This window comes from Agrobacterium sp. BT-220-3 (assembly GCF_025910175.1).
Taxonomy (GTDB): Bacteria; Pseudomonadota; Alphaproteobacteria; order Rhizobiales; family Rhizobiaceae; genus Agrobacterium; species Agrobacterium oryzihabitans.
In genome coordinates this window covers 57964-75956 of sequence record NZ_JAPAIX010000014.1, presented here as the reverse complement: position 1 = coordinate 75956, position 17993 = coordinate 57964, and the positions used below count along the sequence as shown (strand labels likewise).

Genomic DNA, 17993 nt, shown 5'->3' with positions numbered 1-17993 from the left:
TTATACACAATTCTACACAGTTGTTATTGGTTTAGGCAATTTTTGATCGCGAAATTATTGTCGTATCTCGGAGATAAGCAAATATTTCATAGAAATAAATGTATAAACTAAAACAATTAATCTAAAATACATTGTAAAGGGAAGCGGTAAGCAAGGCTGCGCGGGAACTAGACAAAATGCCAGGCTCGGAGTCGATTAAGATTCCGTTGAGGTCGAGTAAGATGGCTGGAGGTCGAGATATTGGGCTCATTTTCAAATCTGGACCGAAGATTGGTTCGTTGGAGGAGCCACATAGCCGCGCACCAGATCATGTTTGCCGAGGTAATATGAACCGGTGCGTTCGGTTACCATTCACGTGACGACTGACGACATCATCCCCTTGTGCCCGGCCTAGCCGCATCAGAAACACCTTTCCGAAAGAACTCGGGCATCAGGTATTCTTTCAAAAGGCAGCATTAACTCGCGCATTCTGACGCGACAATGACAACTTCTCCCTTCGAAATCTCTGCCTGTGGTGGGCCAAGATCGAGGTGTATCGCAACCATCTCCGCGATATCCGTAAAGGCGCAGATCCCGAGCGCCTGCGGCTCGATGTCCGGCCCGGTCGCCAACACAGGCACACGTTCGCGCGTGTGGTCGGTTCCAGTCCACGTTGGATCGTTGCCGTGGTCGGCGGTGATGATCAGCAAATCACCATCACGCAGGCGGCTGGTCAGTTCCGGCAGGCGGGCGTCGAAGGTTTCGAGGGCGCGAGCATAACCGGAGACATTGCGCCGGTGACCCCAGAGGCTGTCGAACTCGACGAAATTGGAAAAAACGAAATCACCGGGCGAAGCACGTTCGCACCAGGTGAGCACATGGTCGAACAGCGCCATGTCGTCCTTGCCCTTGGAGACGTCGGTAATACCCTTGTGCGCGAAAATATCACCGATTTTGCCGACTGCGTGAACGGCACCGCCTGCAGCCACCACCCGGTCGCAGATCGTGCCGTCCGGCGGGGCGATCGCGAAGTCCTTGCGATTGGCAGTGCGCGTGAAATCGCCCGGCGCCTCACCGACAAAGGGTCTTGCGATAATGCGGCCGACATTCAGCGGATGGAAAATCTCCGCGGCGATGTGGCAGAGATCGAGCAGCCGGTCGAGGCCGAAATGAATCTCGTGGACGGCGATCTGCAATACACTGTCGGCGGAGGTATAGACGATCGGCCTGCCAGTCGCGATATGCTCGAGACCGAACTGGTCGATCACCTCGGTGCCCGATGCGTGGCAGTTTGCGAGCGTGCCGGGAATACCCGAGCGGGAAATCAGTTCCGCCATCAGATCGGCCGGGAATACAGGACTGGTGCGCGGGAAATAGTGCCAGTTGCGGGTCACCGGCACGCCGGCGAGTTCCCAATGGCCGGACTGCGTATCCTTGCCGGCCGAGACTTCCTGCGCCGCACCCCAGCGGCCGGTGGGAGAAGCGGAAAGGCCGGGCGCGACCTTGCCGGAGGCAAGCGTGATTGCCGCACCGAGACCCAGGGCATCCAGGTTCGGCACTCTCAGCGGGCCGCTCCGCCTCTCCTCCGCCCGGCCGGTGGCGCAGGCTTCGGCGATATGCAGCAGCGTATTCGCCCCCTCGTCGCTGTAACGCACCGCATCGGGGGCGCCGCCGCAGCCGACCGAATCGAGGACACAGAGGAAAACGCGTGCCATCGGCCCCTCAGTTCAGTTGAAAGCGGCCGAGCGAGCGACGACGAATGAGTTCGATGAGCTCGTAGAAGGCCCAGCCGATCAGCGACAACAACATGACCATACCGATGACGACAGCCGTGTCGCTGCTTTCCTGGCCGGAGGAGAGCAGATAGCCGATTCCTTCGTTGGCCCCCATCAGCTCGCCGATCACGGCAGCGGTCATCGCCAGCGTCGTGGCAACCGCCATACCTGCCAGAACCGACGGCAGGGCGGAAGGCAGTTCGATATGGCGAAAGCGCTGCCACGGGCTGAGCTTCAGCACGGCCGCGAGATCGCGAAAGCTGCCTTCCCCGTAACGGAGGCCGGTGACCATGCCGGCCATGACGGGGAAGAAAGTGACGATCGCGATCAGCACGATCTTCGGCGTCGGGCCGATCCCCAGCCAGAGGAGCAGAAGCGGCGCGATGGCGATCTTCGGTGCGGTCTGCAGGAGCAGGATGAGCGGCGTAGCGAAACGTTCGACGCGGGGCAGCCGCGCGAAAACAACGCCGGCAAAAATGCCGACGGCGGTTCCGATCACGAAGCCCGCGATAATCTCCGAAAGCGTCACCCATATATGCCGGGCGAGCTTGGCGTTCTCGAAGAGGAAGGCAACACGATCGAGCACTTCGACGGGTCCCGGCAGAAGAAAGGCCGGGATGTCAAAGAGGAAGATGATCGCCGTCCACAGGACAAGGGTCGCGATCAGACCCGCTATGCCACGCAGGATCATGCTCATTGACCGATAGTGGACAGGTCGACGACGAAGTCCTCGGCCTTCGGCGCACTGTCGATGACCTTATATTCCGCCAGCATATCGGCGTTCTTCTGCCAGCCGGCGAAGTCCGCAGCACCGAGGCCTTTCTCCTTGGTCAATGGGCTCTGCCAGACGGAAGGGACGAAGGTCTGTTCGAAGGCGGTCGTCAGAATGCCCTTCTGGTCCTTCGGCCAGGTGGGCGTGTATTTCTCGAGCGAAATATCGAGCGCGTCGCCGATATGGCCGTCGATCACCCATTGGTAGGATTGGGTGATGGCGGTGGTGAAGCGCTTCACAAGATCCGGGTTCTGGGCGAGCTCCTTGTCGCTTGTGACGACCACGTTGCCGAAAGACGGAAGGAAGTCGTTAGACAGGATCATCGTAACCTTGGTGCCACCGGCTTCGAGGTTATACTTGCGCAGTTCCGAGAAGACGATCGCATCGACCTGGCCGGCCTGCAGCGACTGGACGATGGCGCCGGTCGCGACCACCTCCACCGAAACGTCGTTGATCGAGAGGCCCGCCTGCTTCAGACCCACCTGGAGCTGGAGGTAGTTGGGGCTTGCAAGGCTGGTGACGGCGATCTTCTTGCCCTTCAGGTCCTTGTACGTCTTGATGCCACTGTCGGCTTTGGCGAGAAGCGCGCCGATGCCGCGCTGATAGGTCGTGTGGACGACCTTGACCGGGAGGCCATTCGCGGCAGCGGCCACCACCGCGTCGCCGTTCGGAAAGCCAAAATCGACATTGCCGGCGGCGATATTGGTCAGGATGTCGGCGGCGGCGGCGTAGATGAACTCGACTTCAATGCCGTTCTTCTCGAAAATGCCCTTCTCGACGCCGGCATAAAGCGGCGCATAGAACGGCGCGGCCGCACCGTCGATCTGCAGCACGACCTTGTCGGCCGCTTCGGCGGTGATGGCAAAAAGCGGCGAGGTGATGAGGGCGACGAGGCCCGCTGCGGTCGTCACGCGAAACTGGTTCATAGTTACTAGCTCCTGAGTTCCCATTCTGTGGAGGTAAATGCCCTTCCTGCTATGCGCAGAAGGTTTCTCTGGGTAGCCTCATAGTCGTCGAGCCAGTCGTCGGTGGCACGATTTCCATGGACTCCAAGTAGGCAGCCGGTTTCAAGGCCAATCGCCCCGCCGACGGTCAGAATGATCTCGCTTTCCATCTCGACGCCAATGGCGCCCAGAGACTGGAAACGGTCAATGAAATTGCCGGAGAGGTCCTGCCCGTCGTCCGGCAGCCGATAGCGGCGGTCCTGGCCGAAGTAATAGCTGTCGGTCGAGGCGACCAGGCCCGGCCGGCAAGTCAGCCCAAGCTCAACCGCGGCGCCGACCAGGGCCTCGGTGATGCGGGACGAAGCCTTGGCCTCACCGCCAGCAGCACGATAGGTGCGCGCGGTACCGGTGTCGCCGATCGCCCGGTTCACAGCCACGAAGGAACCGGTTCCGTATTCTGCCACCAACGAAGACATGCCTCCGATCCGGACGACGCGTTTTGCGCCAAGCATGGCGAGTTCCACCAGTGCGATCTCGGTTGAAGGGCCGCCGATGCCAGTCGAGCAGATGGTGAGGCGCTTGCCCTCATACGTGCCGGTAACGACGGCGAACTCCCGCTTGCGTCCGAAGTCCGTGACATCTTCCAACATATCGGCAAGCAGCCGCACGCGATCCGGATCGCCGGGGGTCAACACGTTTTCGGCGATGTCTCCAAGCCCACACGGCAGATGCGGCGGACGGCCGTTCTTCCAGGGAAAGGCAGCGCTGGTCTTAGCCATTCTTGGCACCCTTCCAGGAAAGGACCCGGTTTTCGAGGATCGTCAGCGCTACATGCAAAGCCAGGCCGAGAGCGACGGTCATCAGCACGGCCGCGAAGAGGAGGGGTGTCTTGTAGGTGGCCGATGCGAAGGTCATTATGTAGCCTAGGCCAAGCTTGCCGGACATCCATTCCGCCAGCACTGCGCCGACTAGCGCCTGCACGGCACCGATCTTGAGGCCAACGAAGACCTCCGGCATGGCCGACGGCAGCTCGATCTGACGGAAGCGCTGTACGGTGCCGAGGCCCAGAAGCCTCGAAAGGTCTTTCATCTTCGGATCCAATGCACGGAAGCCGGCGACCGCACCCACGAAGACCGGAAAGAAGACCAGCGAGAAGATCAGGATGAGCTTGGAGAGCATTCCGAAACCGAACCAGACGACGAAGAGCGGCGCGAGCGCGATCTTCGGCGCCGTCTGCAGAATGACGAGCGGCCCGTCGAACCACATCGCGAGCTTTCGAAAGCGGGTCATGACGTAGGCCAACGCGATCCCGGCGACACCCCCAAGGACAAGCCCGAGAATGATGTTCTGCAGCGTGAAGCCGAGATGCAGCCAAAGCTCACCGGTCAACGCGATCGTGACCAGAGCGTTCCAGGTGCGAAGCGGCGACGGCAAAAGATAGTTCGGCATGGCCATCGGCCCCGTCGCAAACCACCAGACGGCAAGAAGCACGGCGAGCGCCAGCGTATAGTCGATCCACGCAGTCAGACGCCGGTTCATCAATGCGCCTCCCCACCCGAGGTTCGTAGATCGCGGCGGAGTTGCGCAACGAGCGCATGATAAGCGGGATCGAGCTTGGTCTCCTCTCCGCGCGGGCGGGCAAGCTGGACGTCATGGACGCATTTGAGCTTGCCGGGCCGCGCCGTCATGACCATCACCCGGTCGGCAAGGTAAGCGGCCTCGTCGACGCTGTGGGTGACTAGCAGGATCGTCTTGCCGGTCGATTGCCAGATGCGCAGCAGTTCGTCGTTTAGCGTGTCGCGGGTGAGAAGGTCGACGGCAGAGAAAGGCTCATCCATCAGCAGGATCGGCGGATCATCCGACAATGATCGGGCGATCGCGGCGCGCTGGCGCATGCCGCCTGACAATTGCCGAGGGAGTGCCTTTTCGAAGCCCGCTAGCCCGACCATCTTGATGAGATCGAGTGCGACCCTGTCTCCCTCAGCGCGACTGACACCGGCGGTATCGAGCGGGAAGCGGACATTGTCCAGGATGGTCTTCCACGGCAGCAGAACCGGCTCCTGAAAGACGAAGCCGACGGGGCGCTTGCGGCCAGCGGTATCGAGTGTGATCGTGCCGCCCGTCGCCTGGTCGAGACCGGAAATCAGTCGCAGAAGCGTCGACTTGCCGCAACCGGAGGGGCCGACGATCGAGATGAATTCGCCTTCCTTGATGGTGATGCTGACCGGCTCCAGCGCCGTTACCGTTCCATGGTCCGCGACGAATGTCTTGTGAACACCCGCGATATCGATCATCCGCTCCGACTGCACCACCCAAAACTCCATGCCTGAGAGACGGGAGAACCAATGGCTTATCGGAAGGATCGCCATCCTCTTCGGCCCCAGCCCGCCCGGGAAAGAGCGCAGGTTTTCACAAAACTTTCATCCACGCAACAAAAATCTCAAAGATGAGATTTGTATCAAAATTGTTCCTATCTGTTTTCGAAACGAGAATTGTCACTACGCCGCGGCCTGTTGCTGCAGGATAGTCTGCTCGATGAAATCGGCCGCTTGATCGCCTTTCAGGCTACGCCTCCAGAGCTGGTCGGTCATGCCGCCATAGAGCTGCACTGCTTCCGTGGCAGCGGTAATTGTCGCGACACCGACACGGATATTGGCGAAGGAGCCAAGCCGGAAAGGACTGACGGCGACCTGCGCTCTGTCGGCTCGTTTGAAGATCTGAAAACTCGCGCCCGGCATGGAATCGATGACCACGCCGATCTGCACACCGATCGGCTGTTCGCGCAACATGCGGACGATATTGTGAATCTCGGCGCGGGCCGCCGCCCGACGTTCGGCGAGATTGACTCCGGGCGGATTATGAGCGCCGATGAAGCCAATACGACTGAACTCCTCCAGCTCCGCGGCCGAGACGAGGCTGACGATGTTGGGGTTTCGGCGGCGGAAAGTTGCCTTGCGGGTCGTCAGTATCTCCATCAATGTGCCGATCTCGCGGATTGCGGCCGTCCGGTCGCCGACATCCTGCGGGATGCTCTCGTCCAGCACTTTGGGCAGCAACTCGTCATAACGATAAGTGGTGAGCAGATAGGAGATCGGCCCAAACATCACGGTGATCTGGTCGACATCCTCCTCCAGTTGGCGCATGCGTTCAAAGAAGCTGATAGCCGAGGCGATATATTCCACGCCGACGCCCAGCAGCGTCGGGAGCGACACGCCCAGCAGATCGGCGATCTTGCCCAGCGTATCCACCTTCGGCGGTTTGCCGGATTCATAACGATAGATCGCGGCACGGGACACGCCAGCCCGGCCCGCGAGCTCTTCCGGCGTAAGTCCGGCCCCCATGCGAAAAGCGCGAAGGCGACGCCCAACATCCTCTGTGGAACTCACGAAGTCCAAGGCGATTCCTCCATCATAATTATTGTTAAATCTTTGGCTCTTTATACAAAAAATGGACAATTCGCAATGAAGATAATTTTCATGCGAAAAATCTCATTTTTGAGAATCGTCTTGACAGCCGTCGCATTCCCAAAATAGGCTTTGTTTTTGAACACAGGGAGCGCCCTATGATGTCCGACTGCCTTTCCACCCGACGCTGACCATAGGCGCTCGGCCGTGTGCCGCAACGGGGGATTGCCCCGACCTCGTCACCCCACCTTCGACAAACATGCCTTCGACCGGCGGCTTGACCGCCGCAGGGCTCTATTTTCTCGATTCCGGAAACCGTCATGCCAGCCAGCCCCTGTGTTACTCCAGATTCCGTTTCCGCCGGTATTTCGCGGCAGCCCTCCATTCATGAGGTCGAAGCCCGGGTGAAGACCCATGAATGGGTGAACGAACAATATCGCTTACTGGTGCTCATCGCGCCGGCCTCGGTGCTCGATTGCAAGCCTGGCCAGTTCTTTCACCTGCTTTGCCCGCAGACTAGCCGTTTCCAACCCTATCTGCGTCGGCCGATGAGCATTTACTCTTATGACCAGACGAAGAGCGAGCTTTCCTTTCTTTACAAGGTCACCGGTGCCGGCACCGGCGCGATGACGCAGCTCGAGCCGGGCGAATTCTTGAACATTGTCGGGCCGCTCGGGCAGGGGTTCGAGATCCGGCCAGAATGGCGACAGCCATTGCTTGTCGCTCGCGGCGTCGGGCTTGCGACGCTTGCGCCGCTCGCCCGGGAATGCGCCAGGCTCGGACGGCCGCTGACGGCAATCTGCAGCGCCCGTTCACCCGACCTGTTAATGTCGATCGAACTCTTCCGCTCTTACGGTGCCGATGTGATTACCGTCACCGATGCGGAGGGCAATTCGAGTGCCGAAAGCCTGACGACGCTGATCGAAGGCCTGATCCGCAGCCGCGGTGCCGACGCTTTCTTTACCTGCGGCTCGGCCCGCCTGCTGCGGATGCTCCAGGAGATCGGCATCCGCCACGGCATCGGCGGCCAGGTGGCGCTCGAACAGCACATGGCCTGCGGCATCGGCATGTGCCAGGCCTGCGTACGCCCCTTTCGACACGAGAACGGTGCGGTGAACCTGCGCGTCTGCCGCGAAGGCCCGGTCTTCGATTTGCAGGAGGTACTGTAATGGCCAACCTCACGACCAAAATCGGCACGCTGACGTTGAAGAACCCGATCATGCCTGCCTCCGGCACGTTTTCCGAGGAGCTTTCGGAGATCTTTGATCTCGATTGCCTCGGCGCGCACGTGACGAAGACCATTACGCGGGGAAAACGAGCCGGCAATCCAGTGCCGCGCGTCTGCGAGGTGAATGGCGCCATGCTGAATTCGATCGGCATCCCCAGCAAGGGCGCGGACTGGTTTCTGAAGAACACCGTGCCCTTCTACGCCGACTACGACGCACCACTGGTGATCAGCATTTCCGCCAACACCGCTGATGAATTCGCCCGCTTTGCCGAGGAGGTCAACGTGCCGGGAGTTGCGGCGATCGAGGTCAACATTTCCTGCCCGAACATCGAGGACGATGGCAAGGCTTTTGCCATGCGGCCCGGTCCGACGGGCGAGGTCATCCGCGGAATGCGTTCAGCCACCGGCCTTCCGCTCTGGGCAAAGCTTTCACCCAATACGGGCGAGGTCGTCGAAGTGGCGCAGGCTGCAGAAGCGGCAGGCGCCGATGCGCTCGTCACCGCCAACACCATGCTCGCCATGGCAATCGACAGCCGGACCGGCCGCGCCCGGCTCGGCAATGGGATGGGCGGACTTTCCGGCCCGGCGCTGAAGCCGATCACGCTGCGTATGACCTATCAATGCGCTCGCGCCGTTTCCATTCCCGTCATCGGCTGCGGCGGCATCTCAAGCGTGGACGATGTGCTCGAATACCTGATCGCCGGCGCCCACGCCGTGCAGGTCGGCACCGCCACCTTCATCAGTCCCACCACGATGCCGCGCCTCGTCCGCGACCTCGAAAGGGAGCTCGATCTGCGAGGCCTTTCATCCGTCAACGCACTGATCGGCACGATCGACGTCGCCGACCAAGCCATCATCCTTGCGGAGTATGCATGATGAGTGCCGCCGTTCTCGAAAGATTGGCATGCTTTGACATTACCGACACGGCAACCCGGCTCTTCGCCGAGATCGCCACCCGAACCGCGGATGTCGAGGGAGTAAGCCGCCCGGCCTTCTCGAAGGTCGAAACGGAAACGCTACAGTTCCTGATCGACTTTGCCCAGTCGGAAGGCTTGATCACCGAATGGGATGCCGGCCGCAACACCGTCTTCACATTGCCCGAACATACAAAGGCCGATCGCTACACCCTCGTAGGCTCCCACATCGACAGTGTGCCTTGCGGCGGCAATTTCGACGGTCTCGCAGGTGTGCTGGCCGGGCTTCTCTGCCTTGTCCGCGCCAAGCGCGAAGGGACCCGCTTCCCTGAACCGGTAAAAGTCATCGCCATGCGCGGCGAAGAAAGCGCCTGGTTCGGGCCATGCTATATCGGCTCTAAGGCTCTGCTCGGCGTACTGTCCCAGTCCGAGCTTTCCGCCAAGCACAAGAAAGATGATCGAACGCTCGACGAACATATGGAAGCGAACGGCATCGACATGGAGCCGATCCGGGACGGTAAACCGTTGCTCGATCGTGCAGCGGTAAAGGCCTATCTCGAAGTGCATATCGAGCAGGGACCGGTGCTGATCGAACGCAACCTACCGGCGGCAGTCGTTTCCGGCATACGCGGAAATTTCCGTTATAAGAAGATCTCCTGTTTCGGCGAGGCGGGCCATTCCGGCGCCGTTCCGCTCGCCTACCGCCACGATCCGGTGCTGGCAATGGCGGAATTGCTCAATGTGCTCGACGCCGCCTGGCACGATTTCGTAGCCAGGGGCCGGGATCTGGTCGTCACCAGCGGCATGGTCTCGACAGATCAGCAAAAGCATGCCCTCTCGCGGATCCCGGACAGTGTGGAATTCAGCCTCGACATCCGCAGTCAGGACCGGGAGATGCTTGAGACGATGCACGCCCTCGTCCTCAAGCAAGTCGCCCGGATTGAGCGGGAGCGCACAGTCCGGTTCGAACTTGGCGAAGCGCTCTGGACCAGTCCGGCACTCTGCGACAAACTTCTCATTGCCCAGCTTTCCCACGCGGCCAGCACAATAGGCGTAAAGCCGACGCTCGTTCCCTCGGGCGGCGGCCATGATGCGGCGGTCTTTTCCGAAACCGGCATCCCGTGCGGCATGATTTTCATCCGCAACCGCAATGGATCGCACAATCCGCAGGAGGCTATGGAGATCGACGACTTCAAGATCGCCACCTCCATCCTCCATCGGTTTTTGAGCAATCCGAACCAAGCTCACCACCAAACAAACAACTCCGGCCCGACAGTAAAGGAGAGCGGCCCCATGTTCACCAAGATCACCGACATCATCCGCCAGAAGGGTAATGCGGTGCACGCCTATCGTGCCGCAGCTACCGCCGCGCAGCAGGCCGCGATCGCCGATCCGGACCGCGCCGTCGGTTATTTCATGCTCGGTTTCGCCGCCCAGGAATTCGCTGACATGTACTACGGCGAACCGCTGCAGGCCTATATCGCTGACATGGAGTTGGTGAAGCTGGAGGGATATGCGCGAAGTCTCGATGCCGCTTTCGATGACGAAGGGGCCGATATTCGTCTTAAAACCCTTTCGTCAATCGCGCAGAGTCTGGCTGATAGCCGCTGCTAGTTGGCACATGCCGATAGCTTAGCGGCGAATGCTGTCCGAACAGCAAGCTCATCAGGCGATATGATCTGGAAGAGCGCGTGAACTGCGTCACGAGTGCCTGAAAAAGTGAAAATTTAAGTCTAACCCGACAGAGATGCGCAAAAGCCCTAGCGGCGAGAGGACTTAGCATCTTTGCTTGTTATATCGCAAAGTCTTGTTGCGGGCTCGGTCTGCCCCACTAGGAGGCCCACCGGCCAGGCTAGAGTTCCAGTGGTTGCTGTATAACTGATGTGCAAAGAACGGCTATGGACCGGCTACCGCTCAGGAGCAGTCCAAACCTGATTTGGATTCATCGATTCAAGGGAATAGTTCGCCGTAGAGGATCTTAGATTCGAGGGGTCTAGCGTCTACGATGGCTAGGGGTTCCACCCCCGCGCGGCGCAAGGGATCGCTGTCGCTCGCCAGGGCCGGTATCCCCGGCCTTCCTCCACGTCGTTCCTCCGTTCTGTGCAGGCCGGGTGATCCCCCTCCGGCCCGCCGCCCTTGCACCTTGCTACCCCGGTCTCGGCGACGGCCAGGGTTGCAGCGCAGCGCTGCGCTCCAACCCAAGCCCACGGAGACAGAAAATGTATCACCAACTCGCCACCCGGTTCGGCCGCAATTCCCACCAAATCAGCGGGCGCGAAGCTCTCGATAATGAAGCTCTGTATCGTCACGTTCCATCCGTTTTCGCCCGTGAGGCGCATGACAGCCGGTCGGGCCGCTATGTTTACGTGCCAACCATTGAAATCGTGGAGGGGTTGCGAAAGGAGGGGTGGTTTCCGTTCTTTGCGGTCCAGTCCGTACCGCGCGACGGCAGCCGCCATGGCCATGCCAAGCACATGTTGCGCCTGCGCCGGGATGATGGCATCGGCAAGCCGGAAGCGGCCGAAGTCATCATCGTCAACAGTCATGACGGAACGTCAGCCTACCAGATGTTCGCGGGAATGCTGCGGTTCGTCTGCACCAACAGCATGATTGCAGGCGATCGCTTCGAGGAAGTCCGCGTACCGCACAAGGGCGGCATAGAGGGTCAGATCATCGAAGGCGTCTATACGGTCGCGAAGGACTTTCCACGTCTGATCGACGCGACGGAGACGATGAAGGAAACCCGGCTGTCACAGGACGAACAGCGCGTGTTGGCCGAAGCCAGCCTTGTCGCCCGCTATGGCGAGGATGAAAGCCCCGTCCGCCCGGATCAGATCATTGCCCCACGCCGCCGCGAGGATGTCGGGCAAAGTCTCTGGAGCACCTTCAATGTCATTCAGGAGAATATGATACGTGGCGGGCTGGATGGCCGTCGCACCAACGCCGATGGCCATATCCGCCGCGCCCGGACCCGCGCCATTAACGGGATCGACCAGAATGTCGGACTGAACCGCGCGCTCTGGACGCTGGCAGAAGGCATGCAACGCCTGAAGCGCGGATGATTGCGGTGCCGTGCAGCCGGATTTCCGGTTGCACGGTTTTCCACCTTTGCGGCTATGCGATTTTCCACCGATCCGTCGACCCGGATCGGCGGCGTGACCGTCTTGCCAGAACGGCCGCCGCTCGCCGGGCTGCGCCCGGCTCGCCACATCGACTTTTCCATGTTAAGTAATTATTAGCCAATATTGATCGCGTTACGCGATCTACATATTCGATAATCTTGGCTTCAAAGTATATCACCAGTTGCACAGACTCTGTCCTACCAGCGGCGCTCTCCTGCTGGAAGAAAGAGGTGACGCGATGCCAAGCTCTGATTGGCGCTCGCCGGCCGCCTATGGACATGCACTGAGCATTCCAGCCGCCGGCTTCGCTTGGGAATATCTCCGCCGCGATGACGATTACCGGCGCGACTTTGAGCGCGTCTACGCCTTACGAGGACACGATTCCGATCTGAACGACGCGTTCGCCAACCGGTGGGGACTGCGATTTCCCTGTACCGCCTGAAACACCGGCCGACCAGGGCGCTCGCTTCTGGATACCAGCACTTCAGCCTGAGGCAATACAACTGACGGCGACCGCGGCGTCCGTGACCCGGCAGGCAAGATTGCCAATCGCTCTTTCCGACCTTTCCGGCGCGATCATCCGGCAGGCGGACGATGGTGTCCATATCGTTTGGCGCGTCGATGGTGTCGATCATCAGGTTTGGCTCGATGGGCCACTAACGTCCGAGCCTTGCGATTTCGCTTTGATCCTCCCGCTTGACGGCCTGTTTGAGTTGCGGGCTCATGCCGCTCGTCGGTTCTGGCGTGCCATGAAGGGGAGGCCACCCGGCAGGCCGTTGCGCCCGCTGCCGATCCAAACCCGTGATCGTCATATCCTGACGCTCCGAGCACTCGACGCCCGTTTTTCAGGAGAAAGCTACCGCTCGATCGCCGAGGTGCTCCTCGGCTTCCGAGGCCGGACGAAGAACGATTGGGAAATAAGCCCGCTGAAGAATCGAGTACGGCGTCTCATCGCCGATGGAATGAAATACATGCGTGGCGGCTATCGGGACCTGCTCACCTATCCGATCAAGCTGAACCGCCGTCGCTGAAAGGGTGGCGGTTCCTCGATCGGGAGGCTCTTTGGGGTGCCGGAATTGCACCCACATCATTCCGGCACGCTGCAAGGAGTCAATCCTCCGCCAGAGTTCGCCATAGTTCGCTGTCGCCGCCGACAGTCGCCGAACTTGACCAGGAGGCCAGATACCATGATCGACCCGAAAACAGGGCTGCCGCCCCGATTCCTGCGCACCCCCGATGCTGCGCGCTTCCTCGGCATCTCTCTACGGACGCTGGAAAAGCATCGTACCTATGGCACTGGCCCGACCTATCGCAAGATCGGGGGGCGCGTCATTTATGCGCTGGAGGATCTGCAAGCCTGGACGGCTGTCGGCGCCCGCAAATCCACGACAGACAAGGACGCCGGCCGCGTTTTCCCAGCGCGTCCCCTGACGCCCGCTGAGCGGGGGGCGCGCTGAATGTCGCGCGGTTCGACCCATGGTGCCGGACGCTCGCTTCAGCAGCTTGGCGGCGAAAGCGAAAGAGCGCGGCTTGATCCATTTGTTGTCGCGACAGGCGATGCCAGTCCCCGCGACCAGCGCGACCTTATGGAGCGACCATTCTTCTCGCTCGCCAAGGCCAAGCGGGTAACACCGATCCTCTATGAGGCTGGCGGCATTCGTGTCGAAGTGTTCGCCTTGCCCGAGCACGGCATGGCGACCATCTGGGACGCTGACGTGCTAATCTGGGCGGCTAGCCAAATCGTCGAGGCCGAGAACCATGGCCTGAAGACATCGCGCTTCCTGCGCTTCACGCCGTACCAGCTCCTGATGGCGATCGGCCGGGGCACCGGCGCGCGCGAGTACCGGCTCCTCAAGGGTGCGTTCGCCCGCCTGCAATCGACCGTTATCCGCACCACGATCCGCCACTCCGAGCATTGGCGGCGACACCAGTTCTCCTGGATTAACGAATGGGAGGAGCTGACCACCCACGAGGGACGGGTCGAGGGCATGGAGTGTGTTCTGCCCGATTGGTTCTATCGCGGCGTCATCGACCGCTCGCTTGTGCTGACCATCGATCCGGATTATTTCCGGCTGACTGGCGGGATCGAGCGCTGGCTCTATCGCGTCGCCCGTAAACATGCCGGTCGGCAGCCACAGGGCTGGCTGTTCGAGGTTGCACACCTCCACCAAAAATCCGGCAGCTTGGCGCGGGTCTCCGATTTCGCGCTCGACATTCGGCGTATCGTCGCCCGCCAGCCGCTGCCCGGCTATCTGCTCACAATCTCCCGCCAGGCGCGGCGCGAACTGCTCCATATCCGCCCGATCATGTCGTCCACAGTGCCTGTGGACCAGGCTGTGGAAACGCTCGTGACTTCGGGCGCAAACGGTATCGGGACTTCGGGCGCAGGACTATCGGGATTTCGGGCGCACGGACCGCAGTTAAACCTCTGGCCTGAAACGCAAAATCCAAGTGCTAACTTAGAGTCTAACCAAGAATCTAACTCTTTTTCTTTGACGCGCACGGGCGCGACACATGGTGCCGGTGCCGCCGGACGGTCACGGCGGGTGCCATGATAGTCGCTCTGCTCAATCAGAAGGGCGGCGTCGGCAAGACGACACTGGCCCTGCATCTCGCCGGTGAATGGGCGAGGACGGGAAAGCGCGTCACGCTCATCGATGCGGACCCGCAAGGCTCGGCGCTGGACTGGTCGCAGCAACGGGCGCGGGAGCGCTGCCCACGCCTGTTCGGTGTTGTCGGCGTGGCCCGCGACACGTTGCACCAGGAAGCACCCGAGCTGGCGCGTGATGTCGATCACGTCGTCATCGACGGCCCGCCACGTGTCGCAGGACTGATGCGTTCGGCCTTGCTAGCTGCCGACCTGGTGCTGATCCCTGTACAGCCGTCGCCATTCGACGGATGGGCCTCGGCTGAGATGCTGGCGCTCCTCAGGGAGGCGCGTATCTACCGGCCGGAGCTTGCTGCACGCTTCGTGCTGAACCGTTGCGGCGCGCGGACCGTCATCGCCCGTGAGACGGCCGAGGCGCTGGCCGATCACGATCCACCGTTGCTCGCCACCACGATCGGCCAGCGCGTCCTCTTCGCCGATGCGGCGCAGTCCGGACGGCTTGCATCGGAGATCGATCCTGACAGTCCAGCCGCGCGCGAGATTGCGGCGCTCGCCGCCGAGGTCGGGAGGGTCGTGCCATGAGCGAAGGGTCGCCGAAACGGGGTTTTGCAGAGCGTCCCGCCGATCCTGAAAGCTGGGTCAAAGCCACTGAACCGCCAACAGGCCGGCCAGGCGAAGGAGCGGCGTTCACTGCGCGATTGACGATCGACATCACGAAGGAGCTGCGCGGCCGCATCAAGGTTGCGGCGTTCAGGCGGGGGATCACTGTCGCCGACATGCTCCGCGCGCTGCTCGGGCGCGAATTCCCACCCACTGAAGGAGACACACTATGACCGGCAACGCGGCTCCCGGCATGCGCGGTGGCCCCGTGCCGTCAGCACTTCCCTTCGACAGCCTGACGCATGTCAACTTGACCTTCGTCGAGAAGAAGATTGAGCACTGGATCAGGTTCGGCCGCGAGGCTCACCAACAGACCCTTGATCGGCGTCGTCGCATCCTCTCGTTTCGGCCAGGTGCCGTCTTTGCCTTCGTGCGTTGGGCCTCCAATGACTTCGGGACCATCATCTCGCGCATCGACATTGCGCGTGCCGTCGCGCCGGGTGAGTCTTATCAGACGCTGCCCTTCGTGCGTCCCGGGGGTAAGATCCTACTCAAGATCGACGGCTGGCCCAAGGTCAAACAAGTGCTCCGGCATATCGACGCCATCCAGGCGATCGGTATCGATCCTGAGGATGTTTCACCTGATCACTGGCGGCACGTCCACAACCGGTTGACTGCCGGACTCGAGCCGCGCGCCTACACTGCCGACCAGCATCGGGCGTTCCTGTTGCGCCAGAGGGTCGAGCCATGACCCGCTTCGGCTATGTGATGGTGACGTATTTTTCGATCATGGGCGTCGCCATCGCGTCCTTCATCCCGACGCCGACCCGGCTGGTCTGGAACGTCTCCGCCAGCGCGCCGATTGGCCTCTACGATATAGATCCGCTCGGCGATCTCCCCGGCGATCTCATTGTCACCGATCTGGTCGCGGTCGATCCGCCCGAAGCGCTCGCCGATTTCATGGTGGAGCGCAGTTATATTGGCCGCGGCGTGCCGCTTCTCAAGCGCGTCATGGGGCTGCCGGGTCAGGAAGTCTGCCGCGTCCGCCGCACCGTCACGGTCGATGGCATTGAGATTGGCACGGCGCTCGACCGCGACCGGACCGGCCGCGAAATGCCGGTCTGGAACGGCTGCCGCCGCATTGCCGGTGATGAGATTTTCCTGATGAACCCGGATGTCCGCGACAGCCTCGACGGTCGTTATTTCGGACCGATCCCGGCCAGCTCCGTCAGCGGTCGCGCGACGCCGATCTACACCGACGAGGACGGCGATGGCCGCTTCGTCTGGTACGCCGCGACACGCTGATGGCGCATCGAACATCTTTCCCAACCCCAAATAAGGAGCTTTCCCATGCCGCAGATCGGCCAGTTCACGCGCGAGACGACCGGCTTCGTCGGGCGCGTCCACACGCTCACCCTCTACCGCGAAATCACCATCGTTCCGGCCGAGCCGTCCGATGCCGAGAACGCGCCGGACTATCGTATCCACCACGGCGCCGATGACGGGCCGGAGATCGGTGCCGGCTGGAAACGCACCGGCGAGCGCGCGGGTGAATATATCTCGCTGCTGATTGACGACCCGGCCTTGCCCCAGCCGATCCGCGCCAACCTATTCCGTGACGATGACGGCGGTGCCGCTTGGTCGCTGCATTGGACTCGGCCGGTTAAGCGTGGCGAAAAGGACTGAGGTCATGCGATCAATCATCAGGACCGCGTGCGGAATTGCGCGAACAATCGCCATCCCTTTGTTCGCGAACAGGCCGTCTCATCCCTTCGTCCCGCTCGAACGCAGGTCGGCCGGCGCGCGTAGCGGAGGTCAAGGGCGATCGCAGATCGGCGCCTCGCGCAACCCCTTGACCGAAGCGAGCACGCTGGCAGTCTCGCGTCTGTGCGGAGACAGAATGCCCGTCCGAACGGCGGTCCTTTTCTTTTTCGCCATGGTCGCTGCCGCGATGCCGTTTCCTTGTCAGGCGCAGCCCGAGCCGGTCCAGCGTCTGACTGCGGTCGATCCCTATGCCGCCGCCATCGCCGAGGCGGCGCAGCGGTTCGGTATTCCGGCTGCTTGGATCAGAGCCATCATGCGCGTCGAAAGCGCCAACGACCTGCGGGCGACCTCGCCCAAGGGTGCGATGGGCCTGATGCAGATCATGCCCGCGACCTGGGCGGATTTGCGCGCCCGACATCGACTCGGCAGCGATCCCTATGATCCGCGCGACAACATTCTTGCGGGAACGGCGTATCTGCGTGAGCTGCATGATCGCTACGGCTCCCCGGGATTTCTGGCCGCCTATAATGCCGGTCCTGGTCGCTACGAAGAACATCTTGCGGGCCGTCCGTTGCCCCCCGAAACCCGCGTCTATGTCGCTGCGCTCGCCCCGCAGATCGGTGGCGGCGCGATCATCGGGCCGGTCGCCGTCGGGGTCGCCGATCCGCTGTCGTGGACCGGCGCGGCACTGTTCGTCGGGGAGGGTGAGCGCACATCCACCGCCGATCCCGTGCAGGCTGGCGACAAATCCGCCGACGACCAGGCTACAACGCAGGTGCGTGATGTCTCGGCAATCGTGCCGCAGTCGGGCGGCCTGTTCGTGGCCCGAGCAGAAACGGGAGGGCCGCGATGAGCATGGCGCGGCGGCATGGTTGGCAGTCCT

21 protein-coding genes are annotated in these 17993 nt (G+C 61.4%); 14 read left to right on the top strand and 7 right to left on the bottom strand.

Annotation, left to right across the window (positions count from 1 at the left end; translation table 11 throughout):
* Window positions 1-455: 455 nt before the first annotated feature.
* The 7 genes from OK142_RS22900 to OK142_RS22870 form a co-directional block, all read right to left on the bottom strand.
* Window positions 456-1694, bottom strand: a complete 1239-nt coding sequence (locus OK142_RS22900) for a phosphopentomutase (RefSeq protein WP_498685416.1) — start codon at window positions 1692-1694, stop codon at window positions 456-458.
* Between the two features lie 7 nt (window positions 1695-1701).
* Window positions 1702-2445 (bottom strand): ABC transporter permease, encoded by a 744-nt coding sequence (locus tag OK142_RS22895; protein ID WP_498685415.1) that lies wholly within the window; start codon window positions 2443-2445, stop codon window positions 1702-1704.
* A gap of 2 nt (window positions 2446-2447) precedes the next feature.
* On the bottom strand, window positions 2448-3452 hold the full coding sequence (locus OK142_RS22890; protein WP_498685413.1) for an ABC transporter substrate-binding protein: 1005 nt from the start codon (window positions 3450-3452) through the stop codon (window positions 2448-2450).
* Window positions 3453-3457: 5 nt separating this feature from the next.
* Window positions 3458-4249 carry a nucleoside phosphorylase gene (locus tag OK142_RS22885; RefSeq protein ID WP_498685410.1) on the bottom strand — a complete coding sequence of 264 codons (792 nt, stop codon included), beginning with the start codon at window positions 4247-4249 and terminating at the stop codon, window positions 3458-3460.
* Complete coding sequence (locus tag OK142_RS22880) at window positions 4242-5009, bottom strand: ABC transporter permease (RefSeq protein ID WP_498685408.1); 768 nt, start codon at window positions 5007-5009, stop codon at window positions 4242-4244. Before OK142_RS22880 ends, OK142_RS22885 begins: the two co-directional genes overlap by 8 nt.
* Entirely contained in the window at window positions 5009-5782 is a 774-nt protein-coding gene (locus tag OK142_RS22875; RefSeq protein ID WP_498685406.1) for an ABC transporter ATP-binding protein, read from the bottom strand. The genes OK142_RS22880 and OK142_RS22875 overlap by 1 nt, the downstream gene beginning before the upstream one ends.
* Before the next feature lie 186 nt (window positions 5783-5968).
* Entirely contained in the window at window positions 5969-6856 is an 888-nt protein-coding gene (locus OK142_RS22870; protein ID WP_498685450.1) for a helix-turn-helix domain-containing protein, read from the bottom strand.
* A gap of 338 nt (window positions 6857-7194) precedes the next feature.
* On the opposite strand from OK142_RS22870, the gene OK142_RS22865 reads away from it, so the two are divergent.
* The 14 genes from OK142_RS22865 to OK142_RS22800 all read left to right on the top strand — a co-directional run bounded on the left by OK142_RS22865 (window position 7195) and on the right by OK142_RS22800 (window position 17963).
* A complete protein-coding gene (locus OK142_RS22865) occupies window positions 7195-8043 on the top strand; it encodes a dihydroorotate dehydrogenase electron transfer subunit (RefSeq protein ID WP_498685404.1) in 849 nt (282 codons plus the stop codon).
* Window positions 8043-8978, top strand: a complete 936-nt coding sequence (locus OK142_RS22860) for a dihydroorotate dehydrogenase (protein WP_498685402.1) — start codon at window positions 8043-8045, stop codon at window positions 8976-8978. Before OK142_RS22865 ends, OK142_RS22860 begins: the two co-directional genes overlap by 1 nt.
* On the top strand, window positions 8975-10630 hold the full coding sequence (locus OK142_RS22855; protein WP_498685400.1) for a hydantoinase/carbamoylase family amidase: 1656 nt from the start codon (window positions 8975-8977) through the stop codon (window positions 10628-10630). The genes OK142_RS22860 and OK142_RS22855 overlap by 4 nt, the downstream gene beginning before the upstream one ends.
* Window positions 10631-11235: 605 nt before the next feature.
* Window positions 11236-12078: a DUF932 domain-containing protein gene (locus OK142_RS22850; RefSeq protein WP_498685396.1), complete on the top strand. Its 843-nt coding sequence runs from the start codon at window positions 11236-11238 to the stop codon at window positions 12076-12078.
* 298 nt (window positions 12079-12376) lie between these two features.
* Entirely contained in the window at window positions 12377-12580 is a 204-nt protein-coding gene (locus OK142_RS22845) for a transcriptional regulator domain-containing protein (protein ID WP_498685394.1), read from the top strand.
* Between the two features lie 100 nt (window positions 12581-12680).
* Complete coding sequence (locus OK142_RS22840) at window positions 12681-13169, top strand: DUF2285 domain-containing protein (RefSeq protein WP_498685392.1); 489 nt, start codon at window positions 12681-12683, stop codon at window positions 13167-13169.
* Between the two features lie 156 nt (window positions 13170-13325).
* Window positions 13326-13595, top strand: a complete 270-nt coding sequence (locus OK142_RS22835; protein WP_498685391.1) for a helix-turn-helix transcriptional regulator — start codon at window positions 13326-13328, stop codon at window positions 13593-13595.
* Entirely contained in the window at window positions 13596-14693 is a 1098-nt protein-coding gene (locus tag OK142_RS22830) for a replication initiator protein A (protein WP_498685390.1), read from the top strand.
* Window positions 14690-15328 carry a ParA family partition ATPase gene (parA, locus tag OK142_RS22825; protein WP_498685389.1) on the top strand — a complete coding sequence of 213 codons (639 nt, stop codon included), beginning with the start codon at window positions 14690-14692 and terminating at the stop codon, window positions 15326-15328. Before OK142_RS22830 ends, parA begins: the two co-directional genes overlap by 4 nt.
* Window positions 15325-15579, top strand: coding sequence for a hypothetical protein (locus tag OK142_RS22820; protein ID WP_498685386.1), 255 nt, complete (start codon window positions 15325-15327; stop codon window positions 15577-15579). The genes parA and OK142_RS22820 overlap by 4 nt, the downstream gene beginning before the upstream one ends.
* Window positions 15576-16097 (top strand): DUF2840 domain-containing protein, encoded by a 522-nt coding sequence (locus OK142_RS22815; RefSeq protein WP_498685384.1) that lies wholly within the window; start codon window positions 15576-15578, stop codon window positions 16095-16097. The genes OK142_RS22820 and OK142_RS22815 overlap by 4 nt, the downstream gene beginning before the upstream one ends.
* Window positions 16094-16651: a S26 family signal peptidase gene (locus OK142_RS22810; RefSeq protein WP_498685382.1), complete on the top strand. Its 558-nt coding sequence runs from the start codon at window positions 16094-16096 to the stop codon at window positions 16649-16651. Before OK142_RS22815 ends, OK142_RS22810 begins: the two co-directional genes overlap by 4 nt.
* A 45-nt stretch (window positions 16652-16696) precedes the next feature.
* Window positions 16697-17032: a DUF736 domain-containing protein gene (locus tag OK142_RS22805; protein WP_498685380.1), complete on the top strand. Its 336-nt coding sequence runs from the start codon at window positions 16697-16699 to the stop codon at window positions 17030-17032.
* Window positions 17033-17246: 214 nt separating this feature from the next.
* A complete protein-coding gene (locus tag OK142_RS22800; RefSeq protein WP_498685378.1) occupies window positions 17247-17963 on the top strand; it encodes a lytic transglycosylase domain-containing protein in 717 nt (238 codons plus the stop codon).
* Window positions 17964-17993: the final 30 nt, after the last annotated feature.

Bases quoted from the DNA above. Each gene is read 5' to 3' on its own strand.
- OK142_RS22810 (WP_498685382.1), top strand. From the start codon at position 16,094: ATGACCCGCTTCGGCTATGTGATGGTGACGTATTTTTCGATCATGGGC.
- OK142_RS22900 (WP_498685416.1), bottom strand. From the start codon at position 1,694: ATGGCACGCGTTTTCCTCTGTGTCCTCGATTCGGTCGGCTGCGGCGGC.
- OK142_RS22890 (WP_498685413.1), bottom strand. From the start codon at position 3,452: ATGAACCAGTTTCGCGTGACGACCGCAGCGGGCCTCGTCGCCCTCATC.
- OK142_RS22885 (WP_498685410.1), bottom strand. From the start codon at position 4,249: ATGGCTAAGACCAGCGCTGCCTTTCCCTGGAAGAACGGCCGTCCGCCG.
- OK142_RS22820 (WP_498685386.1), top strand. From the start codon at position 15,325: ATGAGCGAAGGGTCGCCGAAACGGGGTTTTGCAGAGCGTCCCGCCGAT.
- OK142_RS22865 (WP_498685404.1), top strand. From the start codon at position 7,195: ATGCCAGCCAGCCCCTGTGTTACTCCAGATTCCGTTTCCGCCGGTATT.
- OK142_RS22850 (WP_498685396.1), top strand. From the start codon at position 11,236: ATGTATCACCAACTCGCCACCCGGTTCGGCCGCAATTCCCACCAAATC.
- OK142_RS22845 (WP_498685394.1), top strand. From the start codon at position 12,377: ATGCCAAGCTCTGATTGGCGCTCGCCGGCCGCCTATGGACATGCACTG.
- OK142_RS22895 (WP_498685415.1), bottom strand. From the start codon at position 2,445: ATGATCCTGCGTGGCATAGCGGGTCTGATCGCGACCCTTGTCCTGTGG.
- OK142_RS22805 (WP_498685380.1), top strand. From the start codon at position 16,697: ATGCCGCAGATCGGCCAGTTCACGCGCGAGACGACCGGCTTCGTCGGG.
- OK142_RS22880 (WP_498685408.1), bottom strand. From the start codon at position 5,009: ATGAACCGGCGTCTGACTGCGTGGATCGACTATACGCTGGCGCTCGCC.
- OK142_RS22860 (WP_498685402.1), top strand. From the start codon at position 8,043: ATGGCCAACCTCACGACCAAAATCGGCACGCTGACGTTGAAGAACCCG.
- OK142_RS22855 (WP_498685400.1), top strand. From the start codon at position 8,975: ATGATGAGTGCCGCCGTTCTCGAAAGATTGGCATGCTTTGACATTACC.
- OK142_RS22830 (WP_498685390.1), top strand. From the start codon at position 13,596: ATGTCGCGCGGTTCGACCCATGGTGCCGGACGCTCGCTTCAGCAGCTT.
- OK142_RS22800 (WP_498685378.1), top strand. From the start codon at position 17,247: ATGCCCGTCCGAACGGCGGTCCTTTTCTTTTTCGCCATGGTCGCTGCC.
- parA (WP_498685389.1), top strand. From the start codon at position 14,690: ATGATAGTCGCTCTGCTCAATCAGAAGGGCGGCGTCGGCAAGACGACA.
- OK142_RS22835 (WP_498685391.1), top strand. From the start codon at position 13,326: ATGATCGACCCGAAAACAGGGCTGCCGCCCCGATTCCTGCGCACCCCC.
- OK142_RS22815 (WP_498685384.1), top strand. From the start codon at position 15,576: ATGACCGGCAACGCGGCTCCCGGCATGCGCGGTGGCCCCGTGCCGTCA.